The organism is Aeromonas sp. TECH754 (assembly GCF_056279295.1).
Window position 1 is genome coordinate 2,103,845 of the sequence record NZ_JBWBRA010000001.1, and the last position, 25,156, is coordinate 2,129,000.

Annotated in this window: 21 protein-coding genes and 1 pseudogene; 16 read left to right on the top strand and 6 right to left on the bottom strand. The window is 61.6% G+C overall.

The window, feature by feature from the left end:
• Window positions 1-50 precede the first annotated feature (50 nt).
• Window positions 51-1,172, bottom strand: coding sequence for a branched-chain amino acid ABC transporter substrate-binding protein (locus ACZ9IL_RS09240; RefSeq protein WP_476003242.1), 1,122 nt, complete (start codon window positions 1,170-1,172; stop codon window positions 51-53).
• A 416-nt stretch (window positions 1,173-1,588) separates the two neighbouring features.
• The gene (locus ACZ9IL_RS09245) at window positions 1,589-2,584 is read right to left on the bottom strand and encodes a LysR family transcriptional regulator (protein WP_476003243.1); all 996 of its coding nucleotides are present in this window, start codon (window positions 2,582-2,584) and stop codon (window positions 1,589-1,591) included.
• 40 nt (window positions 2,585-2,624) lie between these two features.
• Here ACZ9IL_RS09245 and ACZ9IL_RS09250 point away from each other — a divergent pair, with 40 nt between their 5' ends.
• Window positions 2,625-3,470, top strand: a complete 846-nt coding sequence (locus ACZ9IL_RS09250; RefSeq protein WP_476003244.1) for a type 1 glutamine amidotransferase domain-containing protein — start codon at window positions 2,625-2,627, stop codon at window positions 3,468-3,470.
• Window positions 3,471-3,602: 132 nt separating this feature from the next.
• Here the strand turns inward: ACZ9IL_RS09250 and ACZ9IL_RS09255 are convergent, their stop codons facing one another.
• Window positions 3,603-3,845 (bottom strand): DUF2798 domain-containing protein, encoded by a 243-nt coding sequence (locus tag ACZ9IL_RS09255; RefSeq protein WP_476003245.1) that lies wholly within the window; start codon window positions 3,843-3,845, stop codon window positions 3,603-3,605.
• A 422-nt stretch (window positions 3,846-4,267) separates the two neighbouring features.
• Here ACZ9IL_RS09255 and ACZ9IL_RS09260 point away from each other — a divergent pair, with 422 nt between their 5' ends.
• The 8 genes from ACZ9IL_RS09260 to ACZ9IL_RS09295 all read left to right on the top strand — a co-directional run bounded on the left by ACZ9IL_RS09260 (window position 4,268) and on the right by ACZ9IL_RS09295 (window position 15,255).
• On the top strand, window positions 4,268-4,717 hold the full coding sequence (locus ACZ9IL_RS09260) for a hypothetical protein (protein WP_476003246.1): 450 nt from the start codon (window positions 4,268-4,270) through the stop codon (window positions 4,715-4,717).
• Window positions 4,718-4,721: 4 nt separating this feature from the next.
• Window positions 4,722-7,709, top strand: coding sequence for a YncE family protein (locus tag ACZ9IL_RS09265; protein WP_476003247.1), 2,988 nt, complete (start codon window positions 4,722-4,724; stop codon window positions 7,707-7,709).
• Window positions 7,709-8,545, top strand: a complete 837-nt coding sequence (locus ACZ9IL_RS09270; RefSeq protein WP_476003248.1) for an FTR1 family iron permease — start codon at window positions 7,709-7,711, stop codon at window positions 8,543-8,545. Before ACZ9IL_RS09265 ends, ACZ9IL_RS09270 begins: the two co-directional genes overlap by 1 nt.
• 75 nt (window positions 8,546-8,620) lie before the next feature.
• On the top strand, window positions 8,621-10,045 hold the full coding sequence (locus tag ACZ9IL_RS09275; RefSeq protein ID WP_476003249.1) for an FAD-dependent oxidoreductase: 1,425 nt from the start codon (window positions 8,621-8,623) through the stop codon (window positions 10,043-10,045).
• A 109-nt stretch (window positions 10,046-10,154) separates the two neighbouring features.
• Complete coding sequence (locus ACZ9IL_RS09280; RefSeq protein WP_476003250.1) at window positions 10,155-10,712, top strand: hypothetical protein; 558 nt, start codon at window positions 10,155-10,157, stop codon at window positions 10,710-10,712.
• Between the two features lie 168 nt (window positions 10,713-10,880).
• Window positions 10,881-12,191, top strand: a complete 1,311-nt coding sequence (locus ACZ9IL_RS09285) for a hypothetical protein (RefSeq protein WP_476005331.1) — start codon at window positions 10,881-10,883, stop codon at window positions 12,189-12,191.
• A 98-nt stretch (window positions 12,192-12,289) separates the two neighbouring features.
• The gene (locus ACZ9IL_RS09290; protein ID WP_476003251.1) at window positions 12,290-13,975 is read left to right on the top strand and encodes a hypothetical protein; all 1,686 of its coding nucleotides are present in this window, start codon (window positions 12,290-12,292) and stop codon (window positions 13,973-13,975) included.
• Between the two features lie 77 nt (window positions 13,976-14,052).
• Entirely contained in the window at window positions 14,053-15,255 is a 1,203-nt protein-coding gene (locus ACZ9IL_RS09295) for a Bcr/CflA family multidrug efflux MFS transporter (RefSeq protein ID WP_476003252.1), read from the top strand.
• 82 nt (window positions 15,256-15,337) lie between these two features.
• On the opposite strand, the gene ACZ9IL_RS09300 is transcribed toward ACZ9IL_RS09295, so the two are convergent.
• Both ACZ9IL_RS09300 and ACZ9IL_RS09305 read right to left on the bottom strand, forming a co-directional pair.
• The gene (locus tag ACZ9IL_RS09300) at window positions 15,338-15,901 is read right to left on the bottom strand and encodes a pyridoxamine 5'-phosphate oxidase family protein (protein WP_476003253.1); all 564 of its coding nucleotides are present in this window, start codon (window positions 15,899-15,901) and stop codon (window positions 15,338-15,340) included.
• A gap of 482 nt (window positions 15,902-16,383) precedes the next feature.
• Entirely contained in the window at window positions 16,384-16,851 is a 468-nt protein-coding gene (locus ACZ9IL_RS09305) for a DUF4357 domain-containing protein (RefSeq protein ID WP_476003254.1), read from the bottom strand.
• Window positions 16,852-16,991: 140 nt separating this feature from the next.
• Here ACZ9IL_RS09305 and ACZ9IL_RS09310 point away from each other — a divergent pair, with 140 nt between their 5' ends.
• The 5 genes and pseudogenes from ACZ9IL_RS09310 to ACZ9IL_RS09330 all read left to right on the top strand — a co-directional run bounded on the left by ACZ9IL_RS09310 (window position 16,992) and on the right by ACZ9IL_RS09330 (window position 23,178).
• Complete coding sequence (locus ACZ9IL_RS09310) at window positions 16,992-17,672, top strand: ABC transporter ATP-binding protein (protein WP_476003255.1); 681 nt, start codon at window positions 16,992-16,994, stop codon at window positions 17,670-17,672.
• A gap of 45 nt (window positions 17,673-17,717) precedes the next feature.
• Window positions 17,718-20,130, top strand: a pseudogene (locus tag ACZ9IL_RS09315) (FtsX-like permease family protein).
• A complete protein-coding gene (locus tag ACZ9IL_RS09320) occupies window positions 20,127-21,257 on the top strand; it encodes a lipocalin-like domain-containing protein (RefSeq protein WP_476003256.1) in 1,131 nt (376 codons plus the stop codon). Before ACZ9IL_RS09315 ends, ACZ9IL_RS09320 begins: the two are co-directional and overlap by 4 nt.
• Window positions 21,258-21,654: 397 nt before the next feature.
• A complete protein-coding gene (locus tag ACZ9IL_RS09325) occupies window positions 21,655-22,242 on the top strand; it encodes a hypothetical protein (protein ID WP_476003257.1) in 588 nt (195 codons plus the stop codon).
• A 3-nt stretch (window positions 22,243-22,245) separates the two neighbouring features.
• Window positions 22,246-23,178 carry a Kiwa anti-phage protein KwaB-like domain-containing protein gene (locus tag ACZ9IL_RS09330; RefSeq protein ID WP_476003258.1) on the top strand — a complete coding sequence of 311 codons (933 nt, stop codon included), beginning with the start codon at window positions 22,246-22,248 and terminating at the stop codon, window positions 23,176-23,178.
• 117 nt (window positions 23,179-23,295) lie between these two features.
• On the opposite strand, the gene ACZ9IL_RS09335 is transcribed toward ACZ9IL_RS09330, so the two are convergent.
• Complete coding sequence (locus ACZ9IL_RS09335) at window positions 23,296-24,084, bottom strand: alpha/beta fold hydrolase (protein WP_476003259.1); 789 nt, start codon at window positions 24,082-24,084, stop codon at window positions 23,296-23,298.
• A 108-nt stretch (window positions 24,085-24,192) separates the two neighbouring features.
• Between ACZ9IL_RS09335 and ACZ9IL_RS09340 the strand changes: the two genes are divergently transcribed.
• On the top strand, window positions 24,193-24,564 hold the full coding sequence (locus ACZ9IL_RS09340; protein ID WP_476003260.1) for an MmcQ/YjbR family DNA-binding protein: 372 nt from the start codon (window positions 24,193-24,195) through the stop codon (window positions 24,562-24,564).
• On the top strand, window positions 24,561-25,106 hold the full coding sequence (locus ACZ9IL_RS09345; protein ID WP_476003261.1) for a GNAT family N-acetyltransferase: 546 nt from the start codon (window positions 24,561-24,563) through the stop codon (window positions 25,104-25,106). The genes ACZ9IL_RS09340 and ACZ9IL_RS09345 overlap by 4 nt, the downstream gene beginning before the upstream one ends.
• Window positions 25,107-25,156: the final 50 nt, after the last annotated feature.

The following is a 25,156-nucleotide window of genomic DNA, read 5'->3' on the forward strand; positions in this document are numbered from 1 at the left end:
TGTTTATAGAGCGCCGGCTCGCGCCGGCGCTGAGCGTTTTTACTTTTCCGTTATTTGACTTCTTTGTATTCGCCCTTGTCGTCCCATTCGTACACCACGTAGTCAGAGACCTTCAGGTCACCCTTGCTGTCCCAGGACTTTTTACCCATCACGGTGTCAACGCTGTTCGCCTTCAGCCAGGCGCTGGCCTTGGCTGAATCAATACCACCGGCCGCCTTGAATGCCGCGGCGATGGTCTGCACCGAGGCGTAGGCATAGAGGGTGTAGCCTTCCGGCTCAAACTTGTTGGCACGGAACTTCTCGATGACCGCCTTGCCGTCCGCGATCAGACGCGGATCCTGACCGAAGGTCATATAGATACCCTTGGTGTATTGCGGGCCGCCGGCTGCCGTGACCATCTCCGCGTTGACGATGCAATCGCCCGAGAAGAACTTGGCCTGAACCCCCTGCTCACGCATCTGACGCACCAGCGGGCCCCCTTCCGGGTGACAACCACCGAAGAACACCACATCGGGCTTTTGTGCCGCTATCTTGGTCACCAGCGCGTTGAAGTCTTTTTCACCGCGCGACAGCCCTTCGTACATCACGTCTTGCACGCCACGTTTGGCCAGCGCCGCCTTGGTCGCATCGGCAAGACCCTGCCCGTAGGTATCCTTGTCGTGGATGATCACCACTCGCTTGGCCTTGAGTTTGTCGATCATGAAGTCGCTCGCGACTTGGCCCTGCTGGTCATCGCGCCCGCACATGCGGAACATGTCGCCCATGCCGCGCTCGGTGATCAGCGGGTTGGTCGAGCCCGGGGTGATGGCGATGATCCCGGCATCGTTATAAACCTCGGAGGCCGGCATGGTCGAAGAGGAGCAGAAGTGGCCCACCACCGCATTGACTTTATCCTGATCCACCAAGCGGTTGGCCACGGCGACTGCCTGTTTGGGTTCACAGGCATCATCCCCCTGCACCAGCTTGATTTTTTCGCCATTGATCCCGCCAGCGGCGTTGATGTCATTCGCAGCCTGAGTCGCACCGTGCCAATACTGGTCGCCATAGGTGGCATTAGGCCCGGTGAAGGGCCCGGCGACCCCGATCACAATCTCCGCCTGGGCGGAAAATGCCGTGACCAGACAACCCGCCAACACGAGGGAAATAGGACTTCTGATGAACGTTAGTGACATTGTGCTGTTCCTTAGCAAAGAGGTTTATGTATGTGGCGTTGAGCGCTTCGATGGCGCGCCCAACCCGACAGCAAAAACGAGAACAAAATCTACGAGGCGAACTGGATCCAGACATTATCCTGTGATGTAAAGGTAGGGTGCTTGCGCTCATTGCGAGCTGAAAAAAGCTAAGCAAATGATTGTCATAGTTGCAAATCGCGAAGCAAAACTTTGACATGCCACAGTATAGGCGCCGCTTTCGGCGCCCCGACGTGACAAGGTCAAATTACGGTGGGGATCACATCTGCTTAAAAATAACGAAAACAAGTCATACGGCGGCCGTGATATTTGCTATGTCGAGCCAAAAAAACGCTTATCAAAAAGCGGGATATATCGATACAACCGGCAAAAGCATCGGATCCCGGTCCCTCTCCGCATCAAATTGGCGTATCGACCATCGCATCGATAAATGCCTTGGCCGCTGCAGTGAGTGTTTTGTGCGGCGCATAGAGCAGCGAAAAACTGCGCGAACGGCCGCGCAACAGGGGTAAGACTTCCACCAGGGTACCGCGCGCAATGCGCTCGGCGACGATAAAATCGTAGGCTTGGCAAATACCGATGCCGCTTTCGGCGAGTGAAACGACACCCAACGGATCATCTGTTACCTCTATCGCCGCCTCCGGCATCCAATCAACGTTCACACCGGTTTCGCAGAATTGCCAGGGAATGGCACGGCCGGTACTGGGGATCAAAAACAGAATACAGCGATGGGTTTTTAATTGTGTCAAATTGACCGGCGTGCCCATGCGTTGAAGGTAATCGGGCGAGGCAAACAACCCCAGCGGCGCATCTTCGAGTTTGCGGGCGATAAGGCCGCTGTCTTTCTGGGCGCCGAGACGGATGGCAAAGTCATAGCCCTCCGCAATCAAGTCGATATTGCGGTTGGTGATGTTGATATCCACTTTGACGCCGGGATGCTGCGCCATATAGCGAGCGAGGCGGGCTGGCAGGCGATAGTGGCCATAGGTGGTGGGAACGCTCAGGCGAATGCGGCCGATAGTTTCCGCGCCGGTCTGCTGGATCGCGCGCTCGGCGTCAGCGATCAACTCAAAGGCGCCCTTGGCCTGCACCAGATAAAGCCGCCCCGCATCGGTGAGCCCCAACCGCCTTGTTGTCCGACGCAGCAACTGGCAGCCGAGGCGGGTTTCCAGCCGAACAATCGCGCGACTAACAACCGACGGCGTGGTACCCAGGGTGACAGCACCCGCCGTCATTGAGCCGGTTTCTACGACGGTGATGAAAGTTTCCAGATCTGCGAGATGAGCAAAACGCCGCACGATTATTGCCTCAAAAGTAAAAATGATTTGGCCTTGCGATAGTTTATTGCCAAATTGATGATCAATACACTGTTCCCATGCCTGCAACCCCGTCATTTCAGCAGGACCCATCATGGAATTAACAGAGGAACAGTGTATGAAAATGCCTTATCGATTCATGACCGCCGCAGCGCTGCTTGCCACCGCCAGCATTGCTCAGGCTGCCAATGTGCTAGTGGTACTCTCCGATGTCGACCAGCTTGAGCTCAAAGCAGGCAAGACCTTCAGCACCGGTTTCTACTTAAACGAGGCCATGCAACCGATCAAAATGCTGACGGATGCGGGTCACCACATTACCTTCGCCACTCCCACCGGCCGCGCGCCCACCCTGGATAAGGGCTCCATCAATCCGATGTTCTTTGGTGGCGATACCGAGGCCATGCAGCAATACAATACTCTACTGGGCAAGCTTGCCATCACCTCACCCACCCAATCGCCGGTCGTCAGCCTCGCTCGCGTTGAGCAGATAGGGTATGAGCAGTTTGATGCCGTATTTGTGCCTGGCGGCCATGCGCCTATGCAGGATCTATTAGTCAGCAACGCCCTGGGTAAATTATTGAGCGCGTTTCATCACAGCGGTAAACCCACCGCGCTGGTGTGTCATGGACCTGCCGCCCTGATTGCCACGCTGCCTGACTCCGCCAAATTTACCGATTCACTGACCCGGACCAATAAAGCCGCAGCGCAGCATTGGATTTACCACGGTTACCACATGACGGTGTTCAGTAATGCCGAAGAGGAAGCATCCAAGGCGCAGCTCAATGGGGGGGAAATGAAGTTCTATCCGCAAACGGCCCTTGAGCAAGCCGGCGCAACATTCAGTGCAGGGCCAGTGTGGCAAGCCCATGTGGTGGAAGACCGTGAGTTGATTACCGGGCAGAACCCCGCCTCGGCAGTCGGCGTCGGCGAGAAGTTAATTGCCCGTTTGGCCAAGGTTAAATAACCCCTCAACCGGACGCAGAAGCGAGTTCATCTGATGCGTTAAGCCCCTGTCTGGCAGGGGCTTTTTGTTTTTCTTATCGGGCGGTAGGAAGGCAAGTCTGTCAGGCGAAGCCTTCCCCAGTGCCAGGGCGATTCACTCCACCACGGCGGGAACACGGTTGACCATCAGTCGTCCGGCCATCATGAACGCCAACGGCGACACCATCAGGGAAAAGCCGAAGGCGACGGGCCAGGCAATCACGAACGAGCTGGCCCAGGCGTCCACCATGGCGGAGGTCAAACCGAGATGAAGAAGGGAGAAGAATCCAGTCATCAGGAAGGCCATCATCGCAGAGATGAAGACTTGGGCGGTGATCACGACTTTCTTGCTGTGCATGCACATATTCCTTGTTAGGACGGGGCGAGCATGGGCAGCAAAGATAGCGACCCACGGCACCACCCCCAAATAGATTAGGGTGATGCCGTGGGTTCTGAAGACAGACTAATTCTCGTAGGGCACGAGGGTCGGAATAACCACACCGACCGATCATTTTTCGGCGCGGGGATCTTAGGTGCCGCTCGGTGGCAGGTCAAGCGCCATTTCGCCCGCGGGCAGGCTTGGTCGGTGATCCTGTTCTCGCCTCGGCGACAGCGGACTTGCTCTCTGCGACAACAGAACAATGGGCGGACGCAGCTCACCTGACGCCGATTTCATTCAGAATTTATTCATCAGCGGCAGAATTGATTACTCTTTGCATTACCGTTAGCACATTGTAAACTTGCCTCCCCCGGGCTGAATGCCCGGGCGTTGGAGCCTGTATGACAAGCCTTTCTCTCTCACCACGACACTTCTGGCGATGGCTGGCCTACCACCATCAGGCCGCCGAAGGCAGCCTCTACCTGATGTTCTGCTCCGGTCTGCTGTTGTGGGAGCCGCTGACCCCGCTCTGGTCGCTGGCCCGCTGGAACCTGTTCCTTCACGTCATGCTCTCACTCTCTCTGTTTCCCTTGCTGTTTGGCGCCTTCTGGCTCTCTCATCGTCGCCTGCTGCGCCACAGCCACAAACCCTTCTTGCGCACCACAGGCCAGATCATCGAAGCCCTGCTGCTGGTCTGCCTCGGCAGCGGTCTGGTGCTCGTCCTGCACGGCACCCCCGGCGACAGGCTGGGTACGGTGGCAAGCTGGGCCCACTGGCTCAGCTCGTTGCTGCTCACCCCTCTGGTGCTGCGCCACGCCTGGCGCTGGACCATTCTCAAATGGCGTTCCTGATCCCATGCTGAAGTTGCTCTTGTCCTGCCTGCTCATCGCCCTCTCGCTGCCGGGATCGGCTCAGGCCCAGCAGATGGGCTCGGCCATGATCGCCTATGAGGATGCCAAGGCACCGCGCCTCGTCACCGCCAACCAGAGTGCCGGCTCGGTCACCCTGCTCGAGCGAGACAGCGGGAAACGACTGAAGGAAGCGGCCCTCGGCGGCGATCTGCGTCAGCTCGCCCGCGCAGACAACGGTTATCTGCTGGTGACCGACTACAGCGGCGATCGCCTGCTGCTGCTCGATGACGAGCTGGCCCTCAAGCAGGCCATTCCCACCGGCCATAGGCCCTACGGGGTCATCTTCGACCCCAAACGGGGCTGGTTCTGGGTCAGCCTGTTCGAGGGGGCGCGCCTGCAAGCCTACGATGTGGGCGGTCGTCTCAAGCTGGACTTGGCCACCGCCGAGACCCCGCGCGGGCTGGCCCTCACCGACGACGACAGGCTGCTGCTGACCCACGCCATGACGGGACAGCTCGCCATCTATGACCTTCGCACACTCAAGAGCGCGGCAGGCAACGCGACCCTGGCCAACCCCAGGCTGATCACTCTGGCCGAGACCCACAGCGATACCCCGAGCGACTCTCAGGGGTTGCCGCGCCTGCTCGACGACATCGCCCTCTCCCCCGATGGCAGCGAGGCCTGGTTGCCCCACCTGCTGTGGAGTTTCGATCACCCCTTCCAGTTCCAGAGCACCGTCTTCCCGGCGGTCTCCATCATCGATCTCGACAGCGAAACGGAGCGAGTGGACGAGCGCAAACAGTTGTTCTTGCAGATCAACCTGCCAAGCGTCGGCAACCGCAGCCAGATCGTCTCCAACCCCTTCGCGGCCCGCTTCGCCGCCGACGGCAAACGGGTCTACCTGACGCTCGCGGGCTCGGAGGATCTGCTGGTGTTCGACTTGTCTCGCAGCGGCAAGCAGAACAACAACCGCCATCGCCGCAAGAAGTTCCAAGGGGGCGCCAAGGCGACCCAGCTGCTGCGCCACCTGCCGGGCCAGAACCCACGGGATCTACTCATCGATGGGGATCACATCCTGGTGCACAACGTCATGGGCCAGGATCTGACCCGGCTCTCCAGCGGCGGCAGCGGTCCCTTTGGCCGGGTCACGGTGGATGTGCCCCACTTCGCCAAGCTGGTGCAGGCCGATCCCCGCCCCGAGGCGCTCAAACGCGGTGAACGGCTGTTCAACCTCGGCAACACCGCGGCCAATGCCCGCTTCCCCATGGCGGGGGACAACTGGATGAGCTGCAACTCCTGTCACCTCGACGGCTTCAACTTCACCAACCGTTTCCTGATGCAGGCCCATCGTCAGGCCAGCAAAGACAACGCCATCAATGGCCACGCCAACCTCACCAACATGGTGGCGGGGGATTTCATCGGCGAATACCTGCGCATGACCCAGCAGACCCAGGGCGGCATGGGCCATGACGGCCGCGACGGGGCAGAGACGGTGGATCCCGCCAGGCCCCAGCCCGAGGTGAAAGCCATGATGGAGGATCTGCACGCCTTCGTGACGGCCGATGGCAACCTGCCCTATCTCGCCAACTGGCTGCGACTCGACGCCACGCGCACGGATCCCGCCAAGGCGCCCACCAGCCATCCGAAGGAGTGGCTCAACTCCGCCTCCTGCCAGAACTGCCACCAACAGGCCTTCGCGGATTGGAGCGACAGCAACCACCGGCTGATGGGCAACTCCCACCCCTATTACAAGGCGGTGCAGGCGTTGGCCAGGCAGACCGAAGGGGAAGCCTTCGGTCAGTGGTGCCAGGGCTGCCACATGCCCCAGCAGGTGATGACAGGCCAGACCGACTTGCCCCAGGGCTCCCACATGCTGGAGCGGGGCGGTGCCTCCCTCATCAAGGCTCACCAGGCGGGTGAGCCCGTGGTGGAAGAAGGCACCAGCTGCCTGCTGTGCCACCGCATTACCCGGCTCGAAGATGCCGGCGGCAACAGCGCCTTCACCGTCAATCTCAAGGACCGGGAGAGCTACGTGTTCGAGGATGCCCCGGGTGGCAGCGCCCGCCACTGGCTGGCGGAGCGGCAGATCAACGCGCGCCCCGCCATGCACAAGGCCTCCTATCAGCAGGACTTCTATCAAGACGCGGCCCTGTGCAAGTCCTGCCACAACGAGTTCGCCCCGGGCACGGGCGCCAACATCGTCAACACCTGGGATGAGTGGCAAACCTCCAGCTTCGCGACCTCGCCCGATCCGGCGAAGCGCCGCGGCTGCATCGACTGCCACATGAACCCGGAGCCCGGCAACGGTGGCGCCCCGGTCGCGGGCCAGTCCACCGAGAACGGCCCGGTGAAGGCGCGGCTCTATCGCCACAACTTCACCGGCGCCCAGCACCAGCTGGTGGGGCTGCGCAACCCAGAGCTCGAGCAGGAGAGCCTGGCGCTGCTGAGATCCAGTGCCACCCTCAGCGCCCGCATCGAGCAACAAGCCGGCCAACCCGATGGGCCGCAACAGCTGGTGGTGCGCGTCACCAACGTCGGCGCCGGCCACGCCCTGCCCACCGGGGTCGCGGATTTCCGTGAGCTCTGGCTGGAGCTGACCGTCACAGATGCCACCGGCCAAGTGGTGCTGAAAAGCGGCCAGCCGGTGGCGGGTGCCGTCCCCGAGGATGCGAGACTGTTCAGGAAAGTATTCGGCGATGCCGAGGGCAAGCCGCTGGGGCTCAAATTCTGGCGCTACGCCAAGCTCCTGGAAGACACCCGCATCCCGGCCGATGGCTGGCGCGATGAGCGCTGGCCGCTGCCTGTGGGTGCCAAGGGCCCCTTTAGCGCCGACATCAAACTCAATTTCCGCACCTATCCCAAGTGGGTCAACGACATAGTGCGCGCCAGCGAGCCGCAGCTACCGGAGCCCCCCATAGTGCTACTCAACCGGTTGCAGCTGACTCAGTTGCAACCGACCCAATCCGCCCCCGACACGGAGCATGAACGCTGATGTTTGCAAGTTTTCTCATTACCCTGCGCGAGGGGCTGGAAGCCTTTCTGCTGGTGGGCATCTGCCTCTCCTACCTCGCCAAGCTGGGGGCAAGCCGTTACAACAAGTACATCTATCTGGGGGTGGTGCTTGGCCTCATCGCCTCCCTGGCCGTGGCCTTCCTGTTCCAGGTGGTGGTCAGCCAGTTCGAGAGCGAACGCTACAACCACCTGCTGATGGCGGGGATCCTTATCTTTGCGACTCTGGTGCTCACCTACATGGCGGTCTGGATGCAGAAACAGGCCAAGTCCGAGATAGGCGTCATGACCGCCCGCATCGATGCGGCCATCGACGGTGGCAACCTGTTTGGCCTGGTGCTGCTCGCCTTCCTGGCGGTGATGCGTGAGGGCTTCGAGACGGTGCTGTTCTTCTCCGCACTGCTCTACTCCGGCCAGGGGGTCGACCTCCAGTCCGGCCTGACCGGCGCCCTGGCGGGGCTGGCCCTCTCCCTGCTGCTGGTATGGATGCTGCTGCGCTCCACCCGCAAGGTGGCGCTCGCCCCCTTCTTCCGCTGGACCGGCCTGCTCATCATCATCATCGCCGCCGGCCTGCTGTCGTCTGCCGTCAACATGTTGCAGGCGGCCGGGGTCATCACCCTCTGGACCACGCCGGTGTTCAACATCAGTCACATCCTCGACGACAGGGGCATATTTGGCACCTTCCTGCGCGCGCTGTTCGGCTACAATGCCTCCCCGGCCGGCCTGCAGCTCGCCACCTGGCTGGCCTACCTGGCGGTCTTCGTGACTATCTGGTATCGCAATTACAAGCCCAAACCGGTCGAAGCCAACAAGGCGTGAGCCACCTTTTTTCAGTAGCGGGGCCTGCGGGCCCCTTTTTCTCCTTGTATCGTGGATAGCGTTGGATAGAGATTGATGGGCGATAACAGCAGTAAAAAAATTGCGGTACTGGGCGCCGGGCCCGCCGGACTGATGGCGGCCTGGCGCCTGCATAATGCAGGTTTTGCGGTCACCCTGTTCGAGCAGGAAAGCGTGGTGGGCGGCATGTGCGCCACCCAGCGCTTCGCGGGCAAGGATGGCGACTACCGTTTCGACTACGGCGGCCATCGCTTCATCACCAAGAACCCCGAGCTGCTCGCCTTCATCGACGAGCTGATGGGGGAGGATCTGCTGCACGCGGAGCGCAAGAGCGTCATCCGCTTCGCGGGGCGCACCTACGACTATCCCCTCAACCTGCCAAACCTGCTCAAGACGGCGCCGCTCTCCCTGATGGCGGGGGCGCTCAAGGATCTGCTGCTGTTGCCCTTCGCCAGCAAACCCACCGATTTCGCCAGGGCGAGTTTTGCCGAGTGGATCCAGAGCCACTTCGGCCGCACCCTCTACCGCCAGTTCTTCGAGGGCTACACCGCCAAGCTGTGGGGCATCAATCCGGACCGGCTCTCCGCCGACTGGGCAGGCCAGCGCATCAGTCTCATCGACTTGAAAGACGTGGCCCGTCGCCTGCTGCCAAGACGCAAGGGCAACACCTCGGTACGCACCTATGCCCGCAAGTACCGCTACCCGAAATATGGCTTCGGCCAGATCTTCACCACCCTGGGAGAGCGGCTGATGGCCGAGGGCGTCACCCTCAGGACGGGCGCCGCCATCACCCGGCTCGATCAGGCCGATGGCCGGATCGAGCGGGTCCATTGGTCACAAGATGGCGATGAGCAGAGCGAGGCCTTCGATCAGGTGATCTCCACCCTGCCGCTGCCGGTCACCTGCCAACATCTTGGCCTGCCCTGCGATCTGCACTATCGCGCCCTGCGCTTCGTCAACATGCCGCTCAACCAGGAGAATCTGTCGGACAACACCTGGCAGTACCTCTCGGATCCGCATATTCTCGCGACCCGCTTGCAGGAGCCGCGCCGCCGCAGCCCCTTCATGGCGCCGGCAGGCAAAACCTCGGTGATGCTGGAAGTCCCCTGCAATCCGGGGGACGAGACCTGGCATGCGCCGCTGGCCAGCCTGCGCGAGCGGGTCAGCCAGGATCTGGCGAGCCTCGGGGTCGACACCGGCAGGCTCGGAGAGGAGACCTTCGAGGCCCGCAGCGAACACGCCTATCCGCTGATGGACTTGGGTTATCAGGCCCGGCGTGACGCGGCCATCCAGCTGCTGATGCCGATTGGCAACCTCATCATGAGCGGCCGTCAGGGCACCTTCCGTTACATCTTCACCGACACCGCCATGGAGATGGGGCTGATGGCCGCCGACATGGTGATCGACGGGGTGGACAGACGCCACACCATCTATAACCATCGCAACGAAAACACCGTGATCGAGACCCAGAGCGTGGCCTGAACCCGGTGGCAGACACCCTGCCACTTTCGATCATCGCAACCAAGATGCAGTGACTGACACCCGGATCCGGGCCTGAGTCAGCTTGAACGACACAAACAAGGAGCCAAGGATGTCTATTCGTACCGGCCTTATCGCCCTGATGTTGCTCACGAGCGCGGGGCAGGCCCAGGCCTACTCCTACGCGGCGGCGGGCAAGGAGCCCCTGATCGACGCCCGCGAGCAGTTGCTGAGCGCAGCGAGCGAGGGTCAGGATGCCAGCGCCGTGCTGGCCAGCCTCGACGAGGAGCTCACCTATCTCGAGCAACACCACCAGGTGGTGCTGAAGGCGCCGCTGGCGGAGGCCATCAAGAACAAGGATGCGGCCGCCACCGCCAGCCTGCTCAATCGCGCCTACAAGGCCGAGATCGAGCGCCGCCTCGAGGGGGCCGGCCAGAATCTCGGAGACTATCAGACCGCCAAGGTGCTGGTGGTCAAGAGCAAGCGCTTCCTGGATCTGATCCTGCCCTCCCTCGGCGAAGAGGATCGCAAGGCCGCGGACGGGGCACTGGCCAAAGTGCTGGATGCCATCGGCAACCCCGGCGTGTTCGGGGTCGGCGCCAAGGTCGCCGACGAGAAGGCCTTCAAGGCCGCCGAGCAGGATCTGATGGCCGTGCTGGCGCCGCTCTGATTGCACTCAGTCAGCCGCAGCCGACTCGCCCCTTCTCCCTCTGGGAGAGGGCTGGGTGAGGGGAACGTTAATCAGGATCTTCAAGGATCCAGCCCCCCATTGTTCTCTTCCCGTCATCCCCAACCCTTCTCCCGCAAGGGGAGAAGGGAGTACCAACGCCCAGTCTGGTTGCTGTTTCTGCTGCAATTGGTCTGGATGGGCTGGCTCTTCGCCTTCCCCGTGGCGCTCGATTCCGACGATGCCCTGAACTTCGCCCACGGGGTGGCGCGCTTCAGCGTGCTGGAGTTCTCCCCCCACTTCCCGGGCTACCCCGCCTTTATCTGGCTCGCGCGTCTTATCAATCTATGGGCCCCCGATCCCGCCAGCGCGGTGCAGTGGGCCAGCCTGCTCGGCAGCAGCCTGTTGCCCCCCTTGAGCGCCTTGCTGGCGGTGCGGCTGTGGCGACGAGGCGAACTGCTGGCGCCGATCTGGCTCGCCGCGATGGCGCTGCCGCTCACCCCCACCCTGGCACTCTCTGGTCTCTCGGACGGACCTGCGCTCGCCGCCTGGCTCGGGGCCCTGCTGGCCCTGCCCCCCTTGTCGCCGGCTGCAACCCCCTCTGCATCTGCAGCGTCCTCTGTCCCGCACTCTTCACGCCGGTTGGCCCTGGCGGGTCTCTTGGTAGGATTGTTGCTGGCCCTGCGCCCCTCCTACTTCGTGCTGGCCCTGCTGCCGCTGTGGCTGGGGTGGCAACACAAGGGGCAGCGGCTCGCCTTCCTTGCCCCCATCGCCCTGGTGGGGATCGCCTGTCTGCTGTTCGTCTGGCAGGCGGACGGCTGGGCCTACTTTGCCGAGGGGCGGCGCTTCACCGATGGCCACTTCAGCCTCTGGGGCAACACGGCGGCGGCCCACGGCTCGCGGCTGCTGAGCTGGGGCCAGACCCTGAATGCCCAGCTCAGTCCGCTTTGGCCGGTACTGCTGTGGCCGCTCTGGCGAGGAGCACGGCGGCTGGCCCAGGGTGGCGCCAGCAGTTGGGGCCTCGGCTGGCTGGCCCTGCTGCTCTGGACCCTGCTCGGCCAGAATCCGGACAATCCCCGCCACCTGGCACCGCTGATCTACCTGGGGCTTGTGCTGCTCGCTGGCTGCCTGCCTGCACCAAGGCCTGTCGTGACGGCCGCCATGCTGGGTGCCCTGGCGCTGCTGTGCACCACCCTCACCCCGACAGCCTTGCCTGCCATGAGTCAGGCACGCCAGCTAGCCGAACAACGCTGTTCGGCGCTGGTGACTCAGTGGGGCGTGCGGCTGCTGCGCGAGAGCAGCACCCTGCCCGTCACCGATGGCTGGTATGAGGGTGACGCGCGCCTCGCCTTGGCCAAGGGGGCCTGTCGCCTCAGCCGCCGTGCCCTCGCTGCCGACACCTTGCCGGGCCCTTATGACGCCCTCTGGTTTGCGCCCCGTTTCCGCGCCGAACCCGGCCTCTGGCTAGCCATACCCCGTTGATATGCTGACCTTCGTCCACCATATGGTTTCTCTTGGCACCAAAGCCCCCCGCTGACTCGACTACACTCACTGCGCACAGGGATGCAGGGGGATGGGAGATGAAGGCTGGAAAGGCGTGGTATCTCGCGCCGCTGATATTGGCCATGGCCTGCGCGCTGCTGTTGCTGCCCATCTGGCGCCAAGGCGGGACCCAGGGACACGATCTGTTCCATCATCTGCTCTCCGGCCACTATTTCGCCCGGCAGTTGTGGCAGGGGGAGCTCTACCCGCGCTGGCTGATGGGGATGAACGGCGGCTTTGGCAGCCCCACCTTCTTCTTCTATCCCCCGCTGCCCTATTACGTCAGCGCCCTCTTTGCCGGCCCGGTTGCCCTCCCTCAGCAGGCCGTCTATCCGCTGCTCGCCAGCGCCAGCCTGGGGCTGTGGCTCTCCGGCCTGTTTGCCTATCGCTGGCTACGCGGCTTCGCCCCCCCGGAACGGGCCCTGGCCGTCAGTCTGCTCTACTTAGCCCTGCCCTATCACCTGACCATGGATCTCTACGCCCGCTTCGCGCTGGCCGAGTTCTGGGCCTTCGCCTGGGCGCCGCTGATCCTGCTGGCCCAGGATCTCGCCACCCGCAACCGGCGCCAGGGCCTGCCCCTGCTGGCCCTGGCGCTGGCACTGCTGGCCTTCTCCCACCTGCCCAGCCTGTTGCTGATGCTGTGCCTCATCAGCCTGCGCGCCCTGTGGCAGGCCTGGCGCGCGCGCACCTGGCGCCCCTGCTGGCTCACCCTGGGGGCACAGGGGCTCGGGCTCTGCATGGCGGCAGCCCTGCTGCTGCCCGCCCTCTCGGATCAGGGCGCCATCTCCATGGAGCTGATGCGCGGCGGCATGTTCGATTTTCGGCGCAACTTCCTCGATCGCCTGCCCGGCAGCTGGGGCGACTGGCGCTTTCGCGCCCATCTGACCTGGCAGAGCCTGTTGACCCTGGCCCTGCTGTTGACCGCCTGGGCCGCCAGCCGCGAGCCGCGCCACCCCGAACTGCTGTGCTGGGGGGCGATCGGCGTGGCGGCCTTCCTGATGATGCTGCCCCTGAGCCAGCCGCTCTGGAGTCTGCTGCCCCCGCTGCAGCGGGTGCAATTCCCCTGGCGGCTCAACTTCGTGCTCGCCCTGGCCACGGTCGCCGTGGTGGCGCTCGGCACCCCGGTCCACCGTCCCTGGCAGTGGCTCTGGTGGGGGCTTCTGCTACTGACCCTGGTTTCCACCCTCGCCTACGTCCACTACTCCCCCCTCACCCAGGCGCCGACCCGGGAGGCCATGGCGGCGGAGTTCGACAGCAAGCGCAGCGCCCGGGAATACCGGCCAAGACAGGTGCCAGGGGGCATGTTCGCCCCGACCCTGCTCGCCTGGAAAGAGGAGTTCCAGCCCCCGATCAGCGCCGATCCCCCGAATGCCAGCTGGACGCTGCAGCGCTGGCAGCCGAGGCACTTGAGCCTGGAGGTGACGGCCTCCGCCCCCACCCGGCTGGTGTTGCACCAGTACGATTACCCCGGCTGGCAGGCCTGGCTCGACGAGAGCCTGCTGCTGACGGTGAGCGCCAATCGGCAGGGATTGCTGCAGGTCTGGGTACCGGCCGGCAGCCACCGTCTCAGCCTGCGGCTGATGGCACGCTGGCCCGAGCGGGTCGGCAACGGATTATCATTGCTGGGCTGGCTGATCTGTCTCGGGCTCGCCTGCCATCGCCGCAAACCGCGCCAGGGGGATGATTTGTCAGCAGATCTGACCTCAGGGCCGGGGCCAGGATAGTCCTGCTCCGGCCTGCCAAAGCTGATAGACTGAACATTCGCCCCCATTGCCGGCCTTGCCCACGACTCGGATACCCTATGCCCCAAGCCACGACCCTCTCGCCCCGCTTCCTGTTCATCCTGCTCGGCGCCCTCGCAGGCCTGACGCCGCTGGCGGTCGACATGTACCTGCCCGCCATCCCGGCCATCGCCCGGGACTTGGCCAGCAGCATCGACGGCGCCCAGCTCACCATCAGCGCCTTCCTCGGCGGTTTTGCCATCGGCCAGCTGTTCTACGGCCCGCTGGCGGACAGCTTCGGCCGCAAGCCGGTGATCCTGATGGGACTCTCCATGTTCGCCCTGGCCTCGGTCGGTTGTGCCATGGCGGACTCCCTGCCGGAACTGCTGGCCTGGCGCATGTTGCAGGCCGCCGGGGGCGCGGCCGGTTCGGTGGTGGTCAATGCCCTGCTGCGTGACTTGTTCGAGAAGGATGCGTTTTCGCGGGCCATGTCGTTCGTCATCCTGGTGATGACCCTGGCGCCGCTGGTGGCGCCCGTGGTGGGCGGCTACATCAGCGCTCACAGCGACTGGCGGGTGATCTTCTGGCTGCTGGTGGGCATCAGCCTGTTCATCTGCCTGGTGTTGCAGTGGAAGATCCCCGAGACCCTGAAGCCCGAGCACAAGCAGCCGCTCAAGCTCGGACGGGTGCTGCGCAACTACTGGGGGGTGCTCTCCCATCGCGGTGCCATGGGCTATGTGCTGTGCGGCGCCCTGTCGAGCTCCGGCATGTTCGCCTTCCTGAGCGCCTCCCCTTACGTCTATATCGAGTATTTCAAGGTGCCGACCGAGCACTACGGCTGGCTGTTTGGCCTCAACATCCTGCTGATGATGGTGGTCACCTTCGTCAACAGCCGGCTGGTGAAGGGGGTCGGCGCCGAGCGCATGCTGCAATACGGCCTCGCCATGCTGCCGCTGGCCGGTACCCTGCTCATCTACAACGCCTGGAGCCAGACCGGCGGCCTCTGGGGCATCGTCATCCCGGTGGTATTGTTCGTCGGTCACATCAGCCTGGTGGGGGCCAACGCCATGACCGGCCTGATGGGCCAATTCCCCCAGTCGGCAGGCACCGCCTCGGCGCTGGCCGGCACCCTGCGCTTCGGGGTCGGCGCCCTGGTCGGCATCCTGGTCAACCTCAACCCGCCCGAGTCACCGCTGCCCATGGCGATTGCCATCGCCAGCTGCGGCTTTGGCTCGGCGCTCTGCTACTGGTTGCTGACCGGCAAGCGCGCCGCGACGGCCTGACGCTCTCCCGGCTCACCGCTCGCCAGAAACGAAAAAGCCCTGTCCACCGGACAGGGCTTTTTGCATCCGGGCGCGCGGGCCTTCAGGAGTCTGCCGGCAAGCCGCTGCGAGCCAGGATCTCGCTCTCCAGTCCATCCAGGCTCCGCTGGTTCTTCTTGCGCCAGTAGGCCTCGATGCCCTCCTTGCCCTGGCGCGCCGACCAGTTGGCGAGATCCTCCCTGTCCCCTTGGTAATCAAACAGGGGCACCGACATGCCGCAGGAGGTCTGGACCCGTTCAATGTCCAGCAGGAAGATCTGGCGGGCCGCCACGCTGGCCGGGAAGCGCGCCAGCGCCGCCTCCCAACCCGGATCGCCGCGATGCAACACCCGCGCCTGACCATAGGCCCGCAGGATCAGCGGCGCCCCCTCGAAGGCGCAGAACATCACCGTCATCCGCGGGTTGTGCAGCACATGGGCCGCCGATTCGTTGCCGCTGCCAGTCAGGTTGAGCCAGGCCAGGGTATGGGCATCGAGGATCCGCAGGGAATCCCCTCCCTTGGGGGAGAGGTTGACCGTGCCCTCAGCCGCCGTGCCGACAAAATAGATCTTCTGCGCCTCGATAAAGGCCACATGGCGCGGCGAGAGCGCCTCGAACAGTTGTCCCATCATCCCTTCCTTTTTCAATGCCCATGACCCTCAGAACAGGGTGCCATTGAGCCACAGATGTGCCCCTGTGCTGACCATATAGCCAAGGAGAATGGCGGGCAACCACTTGAGGTGGTCGAGGAAGGTACATATACCGCGGAGCTGGTCCATCGGGGCCACCCGGCACTGAGGGGTCGGCGCCCTAGTCAACCTCCCCCCCCGAGTCACCTCGGCCCATGGCCATCGCCAGCCGCGGTTTTGGCTCGGCGCTCAGCGACTGGCGGCTGACCGGCAAGCAGAAATAGGCCATAAAAAACGCGGCCCCGGCGCTACTTTCATCGACTCATCATCGATAAAAAGTGGCGCCGGGACCGCGTGCTATCAGCCGTTCAGATCCGGCGAGAGGGCAATATCCAGATCCTCGGAGGCCGCTATCGGCTCACATTTTTAAAAAAAATCTTATCAACTTGGCTCAATCATTAGCCCTGCTGATGAACTTGAGCCTATTTCTTGCCAAAACCGGACTGCTTGAGGGTATAGCCGGCGCTGTTTTGCCAGGCGTCCAGGCCGCTTCGGTTGTTGCCCGCCACCAGGCTGGCGGCGAGGCTCGGGCTGTTGAACAGTTGATCGGCGATGAACACGAAGCCCCCCTCGCTGCGGGGGCCTATCACCCCCTTGCCCAGCAGATCCTGGCGCAGCTCGATCACCGCCTCGCGCAGGGAGGCCGCGTCCTCGCCGTTGGCGGTGGAGCCGGCCTGCACCATGAAACCGGGGTTCTGCCGCTTGCCGACCGGATAGCCATGGGCCTCGGCGCCCTTGCCGTTGAAGTGGTAGAGCTCACGCTCCCCCGGCTTGTTGTCGGAGAGCGCCTTTTGCAGGGTCATCAGCTCGTTGTAGATGTCGATGGGAACCACGGCAGCCTGCTTGGTGCCCTTGCTGTCGATGATAAAACTGACTTGCTTGTGTAACATCCTTGCTCATCCTGCGACCCATGGAAGCCTCTATTCTAACCACCTCTGGCGAGCGGGATCCAGCGAGGATCCTCATCCCTTTTGCAGCCGTGATCACTAACTGGCATAGTGAAAGCCATTGACCATCAACCGGTTATCCCATGCTGACCCTGCGCAATCTCAGTAAAGGCTTCCACAATGGCGGTGAGACGAGTCCCCTGTTCGAGGGGCTGGATCTCAGTCTCGGCGCGGGGGAAAGCTGCCTGCTGCTGGGGCAGAGCGGCTGTGGCAAGTCCACCCTGCTCAACCTGATCGCCGGTCTGATCCCGCCGGATGAGGGGGAGATCTGGCTCGGGGAGACTCGGCTAGACCAGCAATCCCAGGACGAGCTGGCCCGCCTGCGCGGCCGGCATTTTGGCATCGTCTATCAGGACTTCAACCTGCTGCCGACCCTGACCGTGGAAGAGAACCTCTGCCTGCCGCTGGAGATAAACCACCTGCCCCGCGAGATGGCGCGGCTGGATGCCCTGCTCGAGCGCCTGGGGATAGCGGACAAGCGCCACGCCTGGCCGGAGCAGCTCTCCGGCGGCCAGCGCCAGCGGGTCGCCCTGGCCCGGGCGCTGATCCACCGACCCCAATGGCTGCTCGCCGACGAGCCCACCGGCAGCCTCGACGAGCACAACGCCGCGCAGGTGATGGCGCTGATGATGGCGGCGGTCAAAGAGACCGGAGCCGGCCTGTTGCTGGTGAGCCACAACCCCGGTTACAGCGCCCTGACAGACCGGGTGCTGCGCCTCGAAGGGGGGCAACTGATCGCGCTCAAGGGCCCCGCCCATGGCTGATCGGGCGGAAAATCGAGCCGCTGATCCCGCGTGCGGAGCAACACCATGCTGCCGCTAAAGGCACTGCTGCGGCTCTATCGGTGGCACCCCTGGTTGCTGCTGATGAGCCTGCTCGGGCTGATGCTGGGGGTCTCCCTGGTGGTGGCCATCGATCTGCTCAACCACAGCGCCCAGACCAACTTCGTCGCCGCCAGGAGCCAGCTGGCAGGGGAAGCCAACTACCGGCTGGCGCCAAGCGGCGGGCTGGATGAACAGCTTTATGTGAAGCTGGTGCGCGGCCAACGCGCCCTCACCGCCCTGCCCCAGGTGCACGCATGGCTCAAAGACGAGCAGGGCCGCAGCTTCCAGCTGCTCGGCATCGATCTCTTCAACCCCGGCCCCCTCGGTCCCCTGCTCGGCGAGATGAAGCGCGAGGGTGATTCCAGCCTGGATCTGAGCCGGGCCGACGCCATCTGGCTGGCGAGCCCGGAGGCCAAACGGCTCGGCTGGGCCATCGGCGAGACGCGCGCCTTTGTACTGGGTGAGCGGGCACTGAAGCTGACGCTCGCGGGCACCTTCACCCCCGGCGCCGTTCCCATGGAGCGGCTGCTGCTCACCGACCTTGGCATCGCCCAGCCCCTGCTCGGCAAGAACGGCCATCTGGATCGCATCCTGTTCAAGCTGAGCAACGCCGAGGCCGCGACGCTGCAGGCCGCCCTGCACACCTATCTCCCCAATAAGCCGCTGTGGCTCGAGCCCATCAGCCCGGCGCTAGATGCCAGCCTGCTCGGCGATGCGCTGGCCTTGAACCTCAGCGCCCTCTCCCTGCTCGCCATGGCGGTGGGATTATTTTTGGTGTTCAACGCCCAGCGCTTCGTGCAGAGCGTGCGCCGCCCTCAGCTCGCCCAGCTGATCATCCTGGGGATGCCGCCGCGCCGGGTGCTGCTCTGGCTCTGGCTGGAGCTGACGCTGCTGGCCTCTGTCGGTACCCTGCTCGGCCTGCTGCTCGGGGGTGCTGCTCGCCGCCGGGCTGATGGGGCAACTGACCCAGGCGCTGGCCGACCTTTATGGCCCCAACCCCCTCGATCTGCTGCGCCTCTCCCCGCTCGGCCTGCTCAAGGCCGCCGCCATCGGTTTGCTGGGGACGCTCGCCGCCAACCTGCCCGGCTGGTGGCAGTTGCTGCGCCAATCGCCGCTGCAACTGCGCGAGGGGGGCACCCGCCCGGACGCTCATCCCTGGCGCAGACGCCTGCTGGCGCTGGTCATCCTGCTGCTGTGCGCACTCTGCCTGTGGCTGCCCCAGACCGGCCTGCCCGGCGCCCTACTCGTCGCCGGGGGCTGGCTGCTGGCCATGGCGCTCGCGCTGCCGGATGCCCTGCGCGGTATCCTCGGCCGCTTGCGTCGCCGCAGCCGTGGCTTGACCACCCGGCTCGCGGTGGCCGAGACCCAATACCATCTGGATCGCACCGCCATCGCCGTGATGGCGCTGCAACTCGCCATCGCCGCGGCCATCGGCATCGGAGTCATGGTGTCGAGCTTTCGCACCAGTGTGGAGATCTGGCTGAACCAGCGCCTCGCCGCCGATCTCTATGTCAGCGCCCCCAAGGGGGTGGCGGGCAGCCGGGGCATGCTGGACGAGGCGATGCTGCAGACGATCCTCGCAAGCCCGGCGGTGGCGCAAGGCTCGCGCCGCTCGGTGCAGCCCGCCCGCTGGCAGGGGCAACCCATAGAGTGGGCCCAGATGGACTTTATCCCGCCCCTCAAGGCGGCCTATCCCCTGCTGGCGGGGCGCTGGCCCGAGCGGGCGGACGAGGTGCTGGCGAGCGAGCCGCTGACGGTGCGCCTCGGGGTCAGGGTGGGTCAACGCCTCGCTATCAGTGGGGAGTCCGGCCCACGGGAGGTCCGGGTCACCGGCGTCTATCAGGACTACGGCAGTGACAAGGGTCAGCTCCTGCACGCCTACGAAGGCGGCCCGGTGCAGTCCCTCGCCCTGTTCAGCAAGACGCCGGTGGCGCTCGCCGACAGCCTGCGAGCCCGCTTTGGCGAGCGGATAAATCTGCTGCCCGCCCCCGCCATCCACACCGCGGCGCTCAAGGTGTTCGATCAGACCTTCGTGGTGACCGAGCTGCTGAAATTGCTGATTTTGGGGATTGCCTTCGTCGGCATCGGCTCCGCCTTCATGGTGCTGGGACTGGCGCGGCGCAGCGAGCTGCAGACCCTGCAAAGCCTGGGGCTGAGCCCACGCCGCTGTCGCTTGCTGCTGGTGTGGCAAGGGGCGGGCCTCGGGCTACTCACCGCCCTGCTCGCCCTGCCGGTGGGCTATGGCTTGGCCTGGGTGCTGATCGAGGTGGTCAACCCCCGCGCCTTCGGCTGGCGGCTGGCGTTCGAGGCCGCCCCCCGTCACGCCATCACGGCGCTATTATTGGCGCCGCTTTGCGCCGCGCTCGCCTCCTGGTTTGCCGCAAGGAGAGTGGTATGAAGTGCTTACTGCGGGCCAAGCTGCTGGCCGCCCTGCTTGCCGTGCTGGCAACCAGCGTTCAAGCCCAGGATCTCGGCGCCCTGCTGGGCAGTGGTGGCGATCAGTTTAAAAAGGCGCAGCCGGGGCTGGCAGTGAACTTGCCCGCCGATCACGGCGCCCACCCGGACTACCGATCCGAGTGGTGGTATCTCACCGGCAACCTGAAAGACGAGCAGGGGCGCGAGTACGGCCTGCAGTGGACGCTGTTTCGTCAGGGGGTCGATTGGCAAGGGGTTGATAAACCAGGAATTGGCAGGCAGACAGCTGATAAGAAAGGCTCAAAGCGAGAGCAACCGCTTGCCAGTCCCTGGTTAACCCCCCAGCTCTGGCTGGCGCAGTTTGCCATCACGGATCTCGCCACCGGCAAGCATCTACAGGACGAGCGCACCAGCCGTCAGGGGCCGGGCTTGGCGGGCGCCAGTGGCGGCGAATATTGGCTAAGGGAGTGGCTACTCAAATCCGAGGGAGAAGCGCTATTTCCGGCGCGGCTCAAGGTCGATAGCGCCATCGCTCAGCTGGAACTTGAGGTGAGCAATCGTAAACCCGCAGTGCTGCAAGGCAAAGCCGGTTACAGCGAGAAGAGCCCGGGTAACGCCTCGTTTTACTACTCCTTCCCGCGCCTGGCACTTAGCGGCACCCTGACCCTGGATGGGGAAACCCGCAAAGTCAGCGGCCAGGGCTGGTTCGATCACGAGTGGAGCAGCTCGGTGCTGGCGGAGTGGCAGGCGGGCTGGGACTGGTTTTCGCTGCAACTTAATGACGGCCGCGAGCTGATGCTGTTTCGCCTTCGCACCAAGGCTGGCCACCCCGAACCGGAGAACCGCTACGGCATTTTGATTGAGCGCGATGGCAGTAGCCGGTTGCTCTCCCCCGACTCCATCATTCTCACTCCCGGCAAGACTTGGCGCGGCCCCAAGGGCCAGCCCTACCCCATCGAATGGCAGCTTAAGGCCGCCGATATGAACCTCCGCATCCGTGCTCGCCAACCCAATCAGGCCATGACCGGCCGCTTTGACTACTGGGAAGGGGCAGTGACGGTAGAAGGAGATGCCCAAGGGCTGGGCTATCTGGAGATGACGGGGTACTGAGACCCCAGCTTATGGTCGCGTCCCCTGCTTACCACTTTCTTGTTCACCAGCCCCAACTATCTTGGTAGACATCCGTCAAAATCTGACCGACATCAAGATTTCATTCAAATCCCACGAGTTAGTTGCGCTTTCACTCAACAAGGCTGGCCTGCATTTGATACCATGCTCGTCTGGCACTCACCGCTGCCAAAGGGCCGAGGAACGCCTATGATAACCCCTCTTCAATCTGGTTAGACGCAGTACTCAGGGAGTTGAAACCCCATGCGGTAGCTATACCGAGAATGTGAGGTGAAATCAGCCAACTAGATAAATATCACCCTCTTCCCGAAGAAAGCACTTTAAAATTACTAATTACCAACCTTTTTTATCATCATGCAGGTACTCATGTGAGGATATTGTGGAACTAAGATTAATTCCAGCAGCCGTAATATTCACAGGCTCATATTTACCTTTGAGTATGATACTTTTATCCCAAGATTTTAAATATGAAATGATGGGGCTTGATTTTTGTTCAGAACCCTTTGGTCAGTTAGAGAAATGCGCAATCCCTTTTGCGAATCCTGAATTATCTATTGGCTTCTTTCTCCTATGCTTAGCATGCTTTATTGTTACAATAATTACCCTTAGAATAAAAACTCCCTCGCAAAAAATACTGATAAAGGAAGTTAAGAATATACCAACCGATCTAATGAACTATGTATTACCCTACGTTGTCTCCTTTATGAGCATTCAGTATTCAGAAATTAGTAAATTTATTGGATTTATTGTTTTTCTTTTCTGGTTGTTTTGGCTGTCATATAAATCAGGGCAAATTATACTTAATCCAATACTCATTGCTCTTGGGTGGAAACTATACGAAATAAAGTACAGTTTTGTCGGTAGCCCTAACGACTTAGTAGCTAAGTCATTAGGACGAACAGAATTTGAACCAAATAAATCTTATGAGATAGAAACAATTCAAGATATAATTATCAAAAAGGAATAGACTGTGGCAAACATTGAAGATTTACATAGTTTCGACATTCAAAACTCTCAAGTTAATTTATGGGTTTTTAAAAAATCAACCTCCGGAAATCCACCACAGTATAAAGTCAGCAGTTACTGGGTTAGCTTAAGTGATGATGTAATTCAGAAACTAAAAGACACAGCAGTACAGTGTCGCGCAGCTATGACTGAAACCATAGAATATAGTTTGCTAGCTCAAAATAATGAAGGTAGTGCATTACTAATTCAGGCCATTGAAACACACGCAGATAAGATCATATCGGAGTCATTAGATCAGACACCGGCAAAACAGGTTAAAAAAATAACTAGAATGCAAAATGCGGATTTTTATGCAGTTAAAATTTCCTGTGCCACAGGAAATTTATATTGTGTAAAAAAATCTGATGACTCTTGGAAAACAAAAAAACGCACTGGGAGCATTAACACTCTTTTTAAAGCTAACATCCTAGAAATTGATGACTCGCCAACTTTCAATCTAGCCAAAAACTTTGACTTCTTTATTTTAGACAATCATATATTCATTTCCAATAAACGTTTTTTTGAATCCATACTTAATTACAAAGAAGCTCATGCTACAGATTTTTCAGAGTTATTTTTAGAACCTAACTTTAAAAATATATTCACCGAATTAGAAGTAATGAAAGCGTACATTGGAAATAATGCAATCCAGCTTCGCAGAGCCTCCTCAATTCGCCAAAAAGGAAATTATCTAGATCCCATTTTTATGCAAAACCTAAGAACTGAGTATGCAAGTTTTGGGTTAAAAATAATCTTCGACCAAAATGGTAAAATATCACCAACTATTGAATCATGCCCAGATATTTTCAAAGCGTTACTAGACCATAGATTGAAGTCACATTTTTCAGGAAGAATTTATGATGTCCAAAGCACGGAAAATATTGTTCCAACCCCTTAGGGCTCTAAGTTAGAATAGCAAAGCGTTTTCTAACGTTAGTAAATTTGGTAATCGAGCCTTATGTCTAAATATCCCGCGATTGTGCTTCGCTCTGCTCAGCTTACCCAATTAAATGGCTTACGCCACGACCGTCTGACTGGATATAAACGCCAACGACTGCCGATTAAAGTGCTCTGGCTGCTCCACGTTGCAGACATGGCCGCATTTCTCGATGATTTCGAGCTGGCTGTAGGGATCGCGGGCGACTTGCTCGCGCACCGGGGCGATAAACATATGATCCTCCTCTCCCATCAGGTAGAGGGTCGGGATCGGTAGCGCCCGCTCCTTGAAGTAGCGCATCAGGGGGTTGACCTCGGTGGCAAGCCGGAACCAGCGTTTGAACTCCTTCTGGCACAGCTTGCGAGCCTCGCGCACGAACAGGTTGCGGGACTCCTGATGGTGCTGGCGCGGCATGATGATGAAGGCGAACAGCCGGTAAAGCCACATGTAGGGCAGGATGTGCTGGCCGACCCGGCCGAGCTGCACCAGCGTCTGGGAGCGGATGTCGAGGCGCAGGATGGCGCCGCCGAGCACCATGCTCTTGACCCGCTCCGGGCACAGCTCCGCCAGGTGGCGAATGAGGATGGTGCCGAGCGAGATGCCGACGAAGTGGGCACGGGGGATGCGCAGGTGATCGAGCAGCCGCAGGATGTCTTCGGTCACGGCCTTGAAGCTGTAGTGACCCTTGACCACCTGTTGCAGCTGGTTGGACTGGCCGTGTCCGCGCAAGTCCAGCAGCAGCACGTTGAAGTGCTCGCGATAGGCGCGCAGTTGCTTGAACCAGATGGAGGAGCTGCCGCCGGCGCCGTGCACGAACACCACCCAATCTCGCTCGGGGCTTAGCTCAAAGGTCTTGTGGTACAACATCTTATGGGCTCCCGGGAGGTTGGGGGATATACTCGGCGGGCATATTAACAGATGGGGCACCCCGCTGAATATGCTGCCACCCATCATCGGACCAGCACGGAGTCTTGCATGACCCTCGCCTCGTTACGTGAATTTCTGCTCAGCCAGCCCGGCGCCACCGAAGATACCCCCTTTGGCCCTGAGTTTCTGGTCTATCGCATCGCCGGCAAGATGTTCGCCCTGGTGAACTGGCAGGCCGAGCCCCTCACCATCAACCTCAAATGCGAGCCCGAGCTCGCGCTGCTGCTGCGGGAGATCCACCCCGAAGTGAAACCGGGCTGGCACATGAACAAGCAGCACTGGAACACGGTGACCCTGACCGAGAGTCTCGACACCGAACTCTGGCAGGGCTGGATTGAACACTCCTACCAGCGGGTGGTGGCGGGTTTGCCGAAAGCCAAACGGCCACAGGCGCCGACTTCTGGAGCCGGGGCAGCATGAACGAGAGGCCAACCCCGCTAAATACCGCATCCATCCGCACGGTATCGCTTAATGAGCAGCATATCCCGCTGCTGTGCGCCCTGTTCGAGCAATCGGTACGCCGCCTCGGCCCCGAGCACTACAGCCCGGAGCAAGTGGAGCAATGGGCCCTCGGCGCCCGCCATCCGGGCCTCGCCAGCCAGCTGCGCGAGCACCACGGCTGGGTGATTGAGCTGGCGGAGGAAAAAGGCGAAGCACAGGGGACGGGACAGGACGCGGAGCAAGCCACGCCCCTTGGTTTTGTCACCCTCGGCGACAACGGCCACCTCAGCCTGCTCTATGTGAGCGCCGACTATCAGCGCCAGGGGCTCGGCAGCCTGCTGCTAGAGACCGCGCTGCAGGCCGCACGGCGGCTCGGCCTGCGCACCTTGACCACGGAGGCGAGCGCCTTTAGCCACGGGTTGTTCCTGCGCCACGGCTTCGAGCTGGCCGGATTGGAAACCGTTGAACGCGGCGGGGTGAGTTTTATCCGCCATCGCCTCCACTGCCGCTTGCCAAGCTAGGGCCAGCCACTAAAATACCCCCAAATTTCCCATAATAATCAATGAAGGCA

Excerpts from the sequence above, each read along its gene's own strand:
- ACZ9IL_RS09250 (WP_476003244.1), top strand. The coding sequence starts at position 2,625 with ATGAAAATGCCTTATCGATTCATGACCGCCGCAGCGCTGCTTGCCACC.
- ACZ9IL_RS09280 (WP_476003250.1), top strand. The coding sequence starts at position 10,155 with ATGTCTATTCGTACCGGCCTTATCGCCCTGATGTTGCTCACGAGCGCG.
- ACZ9IL_RS09290 (WP_476003251.1), top strand. The coding sequence starts at position 12,290 with ATGAAGGCTGGAAAGGCGTGGTATCTCGCGCCGCTGATATTGGCCATG.
- ACZ9IL_RS09270 (WP_476003248.1), top strand. The coding sequence starts at position 7,709 with ATGTTTGCAAGTTTTCTCATTACCCTGCGCGAGGGGCTGGAAGCCTTT.
- ACZ9IL_RS09240 (WP_476003242.1), bottom strand. The coding sequence starts at position 1,172 with ATGTCACTAACGTTCATCAGAAGTCCTATTTCCCTCGTGTTGGCGGGT.
- ACZ9IL_RS09300 (WP_476003253.1), bottom strand. The coding sequence starts at position 15,901 with ATGGGACAACTGTTCGAGGCGCTCTCGCCGCGCCATGTGGCCTTTATC.
- ACZ9IL_RS09295 (WP_476003252.1), top strand. The coding sequence starts at position 14,053 with ATGCCCCAAGCCACGACCCTCTCGCCCCGCTTCCTGTTCATCCTGCTC.
- ACZ9IL_RS09310 (WP_476003255.1), top strand. The coding sequence starts at position 16,992 with ATGCTGACCCTGCGCAATCTCAGTAAAGGCTTCCACAATGGCGGTGAG.
- ACZ9IL_RS09305 (WP_476003254.1), bottom strand. The coding sequence starts at position 16,851 with ATGTTACACAAGCAAGTCAGTTTTATCATCGACAGCAAGGGCACCAAG.
- ACZ9IL_RS09345 (WP_476003261.1), top strand. The coding sequence starts at position 24,561 with ATGAACGAGAGGCCAACCCCGCTAAATACCGCATCCATCCGCACGGTA.
- ACZ9IL_RS09260 (WP_476003246.1), top strand. The coding sequence starts at position 4,268 with ATGACAAGCCTTTCTCTCTCACCACGACACTTCTGGCGATGGCTGGCC.
- ACZ9IL_RS09320 (WP_476003256.1), top strand. The coding sequence starts at position 20,127 with ATGAAGTGCTTACTGCGGGCCAAGCTGCTGGCCGCCCTGCTTGCCGTG.
- ACZ9IL_RS09265 (WP_476003247.1), top strand. The coding sequence starts at position 4,722 with ATGCTGAAGTTGCTCTTGTCCTGCCTGCTCATCGCCCTCTCGCTGCCG.
- ACZ9IL_RS09275 (WP_476003249.1), top strand. The coding sequence starts at position 8,621 with ATGGGCGATAACAGCAGTAAAAAAATTGCGGTACTGGGCGCCGGGCCC.
- ACZ9IL_RS09245 (WP_476003243.1), bottom strand. The coding sequence starts at position 2,584 with ATGACGGGGTTGCAGGCATGGGAACAGTGTATTGATCATCAATTTGGC.
- ACZ9IL_RS09335 (WP_476003259.1), bottom strand. The coding sequence starts at position 24,084 with ATGTTGTACCACAAGACCTTTGAGCTAAGCCCCGAGCGAGATTGGGTG.
- ACZ9IL_RS09255 (WP_476003245.1), bottom strand. The coding sequence starts at position 3,845 with ATGCACAGCAAGAAAGTCGTGATCACCGCCCAAGTCTTCATCTCTGCG.
- ACZ9IL_RS09340 (WP_476003260.1), top strand. The coding sequence starts at position 24,193 with ATGACCCTCGCCTCGTTACGTGAATTTCTGCTCAGCCAGCCCGGCGCC.